Raw genomic sequence first — 7,618 nt, 5'->3', positions numbered from 1 at the left:
AGGGCCTCGCCTTTGAGCTGCACGCTGTAGGCGATGTCCCGCTCGTCGAGCGCGGCGCGGAACTGGCCGTTGTCACCGTAACCGGCGTCCGCGACCAGCACGGGCGGCCGCAACCCCTGTTCGGCGAGTTCGTCGAGCATCTCGACAGCCAGCGTCCACTTCGGACGATGTCCTTCCTCGTCGGGTATCCCGCACCGGTCGCGCCGCGTCCTGGCGGTCTCGGTGACCGCCTCCACGTCGACCTCGATCTCGGCCCGCTCGCCGGCCGCGGCGGCTCGTGGCGCGTTCTTCAGTGTCTTGCGTCGCTTGGCTTTAGCCGCCTTGACCGCAGCCGGACCGGCCTTGGAGGTGTCCCAGGACTCCGGCAGGAACAACCGCCAGCCCAGCGGACAGGAGGCGGTGTCGGTGACCGCGTGCACACTGACCCCGATCTGGCAGTTGGCGACCTTGCCCAGGGTCCCGGAGTACTGCCGGGCCACACCCGGTGAACTCGTGCCGTCTTTGGGGAAGCCGCTGTCGTCGACCGCCCAGGCCACCGGACCGATCGCCTCCACCGCACGCCGGGCCAGTCGCACTCGCACCGCGTCGGTGTCCCAGGTCGAGGTGGTCACGAACTGCTGCAGCCCTTGGTGATCCACTCCCAGACGTTCCGCCATCGGCTGCATCGACTTGCGCTGCCCGTCCAGCAGCAACCCACGCAGATACGTCTCACCCTTGGCCCGTTGATCGGACCGGGCCAAGGGCTCGAACACCTCCGCCGCGAAGGCCTCCAGGCGTTGCCGCACATGAGCAAGCTCATCAGGGGTCACCGGGACAGTGAATCGCCCAGCCTGTCCCGCGCCCCTACGACACGCCGAGACCTAACAAAGCACTACTAGTCGTCGCGGCGGCGACGGCGGCGGGGGGCGTCGCCTCCGCCCAGGGACGCCAGCAGTTCGCTGACCGACTTGCCGTCCGCGTGGGCGCCCGACGGGTCTTCCGGGGCGGCGCGGCGGCCCGTCGAGACCGCGGGCAGGCGCGTGGACGAGTCCTCGGCCACTCGGCGGCCTGACACCGACGGCTCATCAGTTCGTCGGCCTGGGGAGACCGCGGGCAGCCTCGTCGACGATTGTTCGGCCGGGCGACGGCTCGGGGGCGACAGCGACACCAGGGAGTCCTCGGAGGCGGTGCGGCGCGAGGGCTGGTCGTCGGCACGCCTGCGGCCACCGGACGGGCTTTCCGGCTTCAGCGTCTCCCACGAGCCGCTGTCCTGGGCCGGGGCCGGGCGGTCGTCGGAACGCCGGCGGCCGGTGGAGGCCTGCAACACCTTCGGGTCGATCATCTCGGTGCGCTCGGCCACGCGGGACCGCGGTTCGGGCTTGCGGGTCTCCACGGCCTTCGCGACGGCCGCGGGCGCCTTCGGGGGCTGCTCGGGGCGCGCCACCGCTTCGGTGCGGGTCGGCGGCTGCTGCGGCCTCGGCACGCGCTCGGTCCGCTGCACCTGGGCCTGGACCGGCGGAACGGGCTGCGAGCCCGTCGTGGCACCCAGACGCGCCGCCACCCCTGCGGCGGCCGGCCTGGGCTGCTGGCGGGCCGGTTCCGGCTTCGCGGCCTTCACGGGCTCGCGGCGCACCACGGCGGGCTGCGGGCGGGGCGAGGTCCTGGTCGGCTCCGGGCGCGCGGGCTCCGGCCTCGCGGGCTCGCGGCGCGGCGGCTGCACCTTGGCCTCGTGCGCGACGCGTTCGATCAGCTCGGTGCGCTCGGACGGTTTCTCCACCGACGACGTGGTGGTCACGACGGGCTTCGCGTTGATGATGCGCTTCTCGGGGCCCGCGGTCAGGCGGGCGGCGTCCGAGGCCAGAGCGCGCAGGCGGGTCGACTCCGCGCGCAACGCCACGCGTTCGACCAGGACGTCGCCGCCCAGCAACGCCTGGAGGTTGTCGCGCAACGCGTGCAGGTCGGCGCGCAGGGCCTCGATGTCCGCGCGCGACTCCTCCTCGATGCGCTTGCGGGTCTCGGCCTCGACCTCGAGCTCGTACTCGCGGCGCGCGGCGACCTCGCGCTCCAACTCCAGTTCGTACACGGACTGGAGGTCGGCCACTTCGTCGTCGCGCTCGGTGACCTGCTTGCGGTACTTGGCCGCCAGGAAGGCTCCCACGAGTGCCGCCCACAGCGCGGCCACCACGGCCAGGCGCAGCATTCGGGCGCTGTCACTCAGCACGAGCACCGCCGCGGCAACCAGAGCAAGAGCTAATGCCGCTACCAACAGCAATCGCCCGGAGCCACGACCGTGATCTTCCTGCTCGCCCTCGATCGACGCGCCTCGCCCGGTCATGGGCCCTACGGTACCGCGTAGTTATGTGACTGAGACCTACGGCCGGGTATCTATTCGTTCCCGGAACCCTCGGTGGGCGTCTTGCAGCAGTGCTCGAGCCACAGCGCCGCAGCCGTGAGCGCCACGGCCGAAATCATCCCGACGACTGCCGCCACCAGGTCGTTCGACGCGGCGGGGAACGAGTCGCGGACGGGGATCACGTAGATCAGCAACCCGGTCCAGGCGCCGAACATCAACGCGCCCAGAACCGACGACGCCTTCGCCAGCGCGACGGAACGGGCGGCGGTCAGCGGCTGCACCGGACGCGCGCCAGGACGGCGCTGGATCCTGGAGCGCAACGAGAACGCGAGCACGACCTCCACGACCGCCATGACGAACAACGTCGACCCGGCCAGCGCGGGCATGGGCGGCAACGAGTCGTAGGACAGGCGCAGCAGCAGATGTGCGAGCAGGCCGGCGATGATCGCAACGGCCGCCAGGTCGCGGGGACGGGTGAACCTCACGAGTCCATCCAACCCGAAAGCACGAGATCGTCACGCCGCTGCACGCCCTCGGTCGAGAACTCCAGCGCCGCAACGGGTCCGTGACCCGCGAGCACCGCGTCCGGCTCCACGTCGAGCCACGGGACGAGAACCGTCGCGCGCTCAAACGCCCCAGGATGCGGCAGAAGCAGCTCCGGGTGGTCCGACGTCACCCCGTCCACCGAAACCACGTCCACGTCGAGCGTGCGCGGTCCCCAGCGCTTCTCCCGCACGCGTCCGGCGGCGTTCTCCAACGCCTGACCGCGCCGCAGCCAGCCCCACTCGTCGACGTCGTCAGCCGAGACGATCACCACGGCGTTGAGGAAGTCGGGCTGGTCCTCGACGCCCCACGCCGCCGTTTCGTAGACCGGCGACACGGCGACGACGAAGGGCTTCAACCCGTCCACCACGGACTGCAGAAAAGCCAGGCGGTCGCCGAGGTTCGAGCCGATCGACAGAACGGCGCGGGTCACCGGGCTTCCTTGGGCAGCGGTGCGGCGAGCCTGCGCGAACGGCGGATCGTCACCGACACGTCGTCGAAGGTCAGCGGGATCGGCGCGGACGGCTTGTGCACCGTCACCTCGACCGCGTGCAGCCGCGTGTCCCGCATGGCCGTGTCGGCGATCCGGCCGGCGACGGTCTCGATCAGGTCGCACGGTTCGCCGCCGATGATCCCGGCGGCCATCTCGGCGAGCTCGCCGTAGTGCACCGTCTGCGTCAGGTCGTCCGTCTTCGAAGCCGAGCTCAGGTCCAGCCACAGCGTGATGTCGACGACGAACTCCTGCCCGTCGCGCTTCTCGTGCTCGAAAACCCCGTGGTTGCCGCGAACCCTCAGGCCCGTCAACGCGATCCGGTCAGCCATGTCCCCGCCTCCACGCCCCGGCGACGGCGACCGCGTCCAAGGTCCGGTCGACGTCGTGCACCCGCACACCCCACGCTCCGTTGAACGCCGCCAAAGCAGACACCGCCGCGGTCGCGTCCTCCCTGCCGTCCGGTGGACGGTTGCCGAGCAACGTGCCGAGGAAGCGTTTGCGCGACGCTCCGACCAGCACCGGGAAGCCCAGCTCGACCAGCTCGTCCAGGCGCTGCAACAGCTCCCAGTTGTGGTCGCCGAGCTTCGCGAAGCCCAGTCCGGGGTCGAGCACGATCGACGACTCCGCGACACCAGCGGCCACCGCTGCCTCGACGCGCTCCAGCAGTTCGGAGCGCACGTCCATCACGACGTCGTCGTACTGCGCGAGAGAGTCCATCTCCGTGCTGTGCCCACGCCAGTGCATCAGCACGTACGGCACGCCGGCAGCGGCCACCACCGAAGCCATCTCGGGATCCGCCAGACCACCGGACACGTCGTTCACGATCGACGCGCCGGCCTCCAACGCCGCCGCCGCGACGGCCGCGCGCATCGTGTCGACGCTGACCGGCACGCCCTCGGAGACCAGTGCGCGGATCACGGGCACCACGCGCGAGATCTCCTCGGCGGGCTCGACGCGCTGGGCGCCGGGCCTCGTCGACTCGCCGCCCACGTCGATCAGGTCGGCGCCGCGCTCGTGCATCTCGACGCCGTGCTGCACGGCCTCCCGGCGGTCGAGGTAGCGACCGCCGTCGGAGAACGAGTCGGGCGTCACGTTCAGCACGCCCATCACGACGCAGCGGCCGGGCTTCGGCAGACCTGTCACCGGGTCCGGCCCTTGATCAGCTCGATCGCCTCCGCCCGCGAGGACGCCGACGTGCGCAGCAGCCCGCGCACCGCGGAGGTCGTCGTGCGGGAACCGGGCTTGCGCACGCCGCGCATGCCCATGCACAGGTGCTCGGCCTCGACGACCACGATCACGCCGCGCGGTTCCAGCCTGCGCACCAGCGCGTCCGCGACCTGGGACGTCAGGCGCTCCTGCACCTGCGGCCGCTTCGAGTACAGGTCGACCAGCCGAGCGAGCTTCGACAGGCCCGTCACGCGGCCGTGCTCGTTCGGGATGTACCCGACGTGCGCGACGCCGTGGAACGGCAGCAGGTGGTGCTCGCAGAAGCTGAACATCGGGATGTCCGTGACGAGGACGAGCTCCTCGTGGCTCTCGTCGAACGTCTTCGCGAGCACGCTGTCCGCGTCGGTGTAGAGACCGGCGAACAACTCCCGGTAGGCCCGCGCCACCCGTGCGGGTGTCTCGCGCAGGCCTTCGCGCTCCGGATCCTCACCGCACGCGATCAACAACTCGCGCACCGCTGCCTCGGCGCGGGCCTGGTCGAAGGCCCGCCGCGCGGAGACGCCGGCCTCCCCGTTGCGGGTGAGGCCGGCGTCTCCGTCGAGCTGGTGTTGCTCGGTCACTGCCGCTCGTCCTGGTCTGGCTGCTGCTTCTTCGGCTCCCAGACGTTGTGCGGCTTGCCGCCGGGCACCGTCGCCGGGGTCCATCCGGGCGGGGCGCCGTAGTTCGGCGGACCCGCCTGGTTCACCGGCTGACCCGGCTGGTGCACACCGTTCGACCCGTTCGGCGACGGCAGCTCCTCGGTCGGCTCCGCGGCTGCGGGCGCCGGCTGGTCCGGCTCGTCGTCCAGGGTGTCCTCGACGACGGGCGGCCACGGCTCGCCGCGTTCCTTGGCGAGCTCGCCGGGGGTCTTGACCGGCGGGATGTCGGACGGCGTGCGGTCACCGAAGTCGTTGAACTGGGTGATGCGCGGCCGCTTCTCGACGCGGGCGAAGATCCGCTCCAGTTCCTTCTGGTGCAGGGTCTCCTTCTCGATGAGCTCGAGCGTGAGGTCGTCGAGGACGTCGCGGTAGGTGACCAGCACCTCGTACGCCTCGGTGTGCGCCGCCTCGATGAGCTTGCGCACCTCCTCGTCGATCTCGTGCGCGACCTCGAGCGAGTAGTCCGCCTGACGACCGGCCGAGCGGCCGAGGAACGGCTCGCCCTGCTCCTGGCCGTACTTCACGGCACCCAGCCGCGCGCTCATGCCGTACTCGGTGACCATCGCGCGGGCGATCTTGGTCGCCTGCTCGATGTCGTTGGACGCACCGGTCGTGGGCTCGTGGAAGACGAGCTCCTCTGCGGAACGGCCACCCAGTGCGAACACCAGTCGCGCGATCATCTCGGACCTGGTCATCAGGTCCTTGTCCTCTTCCGGCACCGAGAGGGTGTGGCCGCCGGTGCGGCCGCGGGCGAGGATCGTGACCTTGTAGACCGGGTCGATGTCCGGCATCGCCCACGCGGCCAGGGCGTGCCCTGCCTCGTGGTACGCGGTGATCTTCTTCTCCTTCTCGGAGATGATCCGGCTCTTGCGGGCCGGACCGCCGATCACGCGGTCCACCGACTCCTCCAGCGCACCGGCCGTGATGACGTGGCCGTTCTGGCGGGCGGTGAGCAGTGCGGCCTCGTTGATGACGTTCGCGAGGTCGGCGCCGGAGAACCCGACGGTGCGCTTCGCGAGGCCGTCGAGGTCGGCGTCCGCGGCGAGCGGCTTGCCCTTCGAGTGCACCCGCAGGATCTGCTTGCGGCCCTTCAGGTCCGGCGCGGAGACCGGGATCTGGCGGTCGAAGCGGCCGGGACGCAGCAGGGCGGGGTCGAGGATGTCGGGACGGTTCGTCGCCGCGATCAGGATGATCCCGCCGCGCGAGTCGAAGCCGTCCATCTCGACGAGCAGCTGGTTCAGCGTCTGCTCGCGCTCGTCGTGACCGCCGCCGAGACCGGCACCGCGGTGGCGGCCCACCGCGTCGATCTCGTCGACGAAGATGATGCACGGCGCGTTCTGCTTGGCCTGCTCGAACAGGTCACGCACGCGGGAGGCACCGACACCGACGAACATCTCGACGAAGTCCGAGCCGGAGATCGAGTAGAACGGCACGCCCGCCTCACCGGCGACGGCTCGGGCGAGCAGCGTCTTACCGGTTCCCGGCGGGCCGTACAGCAGCACGCCCTTGGGGATCTTGGCGCCGAGCGCCTGGTAGCGGCCGGGGTTCTGGAGGAAGTCCTTGATCTCCTCGAGCTCCTCGACGGCCTCCTCGGCACCCGCGACGTCGGCGAACGTCGTCTTGGGCATGTCCTTGGACAGCTGCTTGGCCTTGGACTTGCCGAAGTTCAGGACGCGGTTTCCGCCGCCCTGGGCGTTGTTCATCATCCACATGAGCAGCAGCAGCAACAGGCCGAGCGGCACGAGGTAGATCAAGATCTGCATCAGGATGGACTCCTGGCTGACCTTGGTCTCGACGACCGGCTTGTTGGAGGCCTGGTCGAGGACGTTGAAGATCTCGTCCGTCGAGCTGGCCGGGAACTGCGTGATCAGGCGGTTGCTGCCCTCGAAGTTCTTGCCGTCGACGAGGGTGAGTCGGAGACGCTGCTCCTTGTCCTCGATCGTGGCTTCCTTGACGTTGCCCTCCCGCACTTGCTGGAGTGCCTGAGAGGTCTTGACCTGGTGGTAACCCCGTGAGTCGTCGAAGAGCACGGTGAAGACGAAGTAGAGCAGCAACACCGCAGCGATCCACAGCAGCGGGTTGCGAAGCAGGCGCTTGCGGTCCATGCACTTACGGCCGGCGGGCGGCCTCGACCCTCCCTGACTTGCGCGTCGGGCAGTGGAAGACCCACATACCGCGTCCGACCAGCCTACCGCCCGCTGGTCGGGTACTGAGCAACCAACGGCCGGGGGCGGTTCCGGGTTCCCGCGGGTGACCCCTGCCACGCACGTTCACGCAGTTTGGTTCATCCGGAACAAATACGGCCGTCCAGACGAGTGACGCAGGTCACGCCATCTCATTACGTTTGGGGGTCACATGTCATCCTCATTCATCCCCCGAGTGTTC

At 70.1% G+C, this 7,618-nt stretch carries 8 protein-coding genes; all 8 read right to left on the bottom strand.

What is annotated here, in order from left to right; translation table 11 throughout:
• Positions 1-809, bottom strand: an 809-nt coding sequence (locus tag AOM45_RS50570; protein ID WP_169792629.1) for an IS701 family transposase, incomplete at its 3' end; no start/stop codon positions are given.
• A 65-nt stretch (positions 810-874) separates the two neighbouring features.
• Positions 875-2,314 (bottom strand): DUF6779 domain-containing protein, encoded by a 1,440-nt coding sequence (locus tag AOM45_RS04020; protein WP_156094338.1) that lies wholly within the window; start codon positions 2,312-2,314, stop codon positions 875-877.
• A gap of 50 nt (positions 2,315-2,364) precedes the next feature.
• Positions 2,365-2,817 (bottom strand): DUF3180 domain-containing protein, encoded by a 453-nt coding sequence (locus AOM45_RS04015; protein WP_030472614.1) that lies wholly within the window; start codon positions 2,815-2,817, stop codon positions 2,365-2,367.
• On the bottom strand, positions 2,814-3,308 hold the full coding sequence (gene folK / locus AOM45_RS04010; RefSeq protein WP_030472613.1) for a 2-amino-4-hydroxy-6-hydroxymethyldihydropteridine diphosphokinase: 495 nt from the start codon (positions 3,306-3,308) through the stop codon (positions 2,814-2,816). The genes AOM45_RS04015 and folK overlap by 4 nt, the downstream gene beginning before the upstream one ends.
• A complete protein-coding gene (gene folB / locus AOM45_RS04005) occupies positions 3,305-3,697 on the bottom strand; it encodes a dihydroneopterin aldolase (protein WP_030472612.1) in 393 nt (130 codons plus the stop codon). Before folB ends, folK begins: the two co-directional genes overlap by 4 nt.
• Positions 3,690-4,511, bottom strand: a complete 822-nt coding sequence (folP, locus tag AOM45_RS04000; RefSeq protein ID WP_030472611.1) for a dihydropteroate synthase — start codon at positions 4,509-4,511, stop codon at positions 3,690-3,692. Before folP ends, folB begins: the two co-directional genes overlap by 8 nt.
• A complete protein-coding gene (gene folE, locus AOM45_RS03995) occupies positions 4,508-5,155 on the bottom strand; it encodes a GTP cyclohydrolase I FolE (protein WP_030472610.1) in 648 nt (215 codons plus the stop codon). The genes folP and folE overlap by 4 nt, the downstream gene beginning before the upstream one ends.
• On the bottom strand, positions 5,152-7,338 hold the full coding sequence (ftsH, locus tag AOM45_RS03990; protein ID WP_035913308.1) for an ATP-dependent zinc metalloprotease FtsH: 2,187 nt from the start codon (positions 7,336-7,338) through the stop codon (positions 5,152-5,154). The genes folE and ftsH overlap by 4 nt, the downstream gene beginning before the upstream one ends.
• Between the last annotated feature and the right edge of the window lie 280 nt (positions 7,339-7,618).

It is taken from the genome of Lentzea aerocolonigenes (assembly GCF_000974445.1).
Classification (GTDB): Bacteria; Actinomycetota; Actinomycetes; order Mycobacteriales; family Pseudonocardiaceae; genus Lentzea; species Lentzea aerocolonigenes.
The sequence above is the reverse complement of the archived record's forward strand: the minus strand, read 5'-3'. Positions and strand labels throughout refer to the sequence as shown.

What these genes read in the sequence shown, in the direction of transcription:
- folB (WP_030472612.1), bottom strand. Translation starts at nt 3,697, where the DNA reads ATGGCTGACCGGATCGCGTTGACGGGCCTGAGGGTTCGCGGCAACCAC.
- AOM45_RS04020 (WP_156094338.1), bottom strand. Translation starts at nt 2,314, where the DNA reads ATGACCGGGCGAGGCGCGTCGATCGAGGGCGAGCAGGAAGATCACGGT.
- ftsH (WP_035913308.1), bottom strand. Translation starts at nt 7,338, where the DNA reads ATGGACCGCAAGCGCCTGCTTCGCAACCCGCTGCTGTGGATCGCTGCG.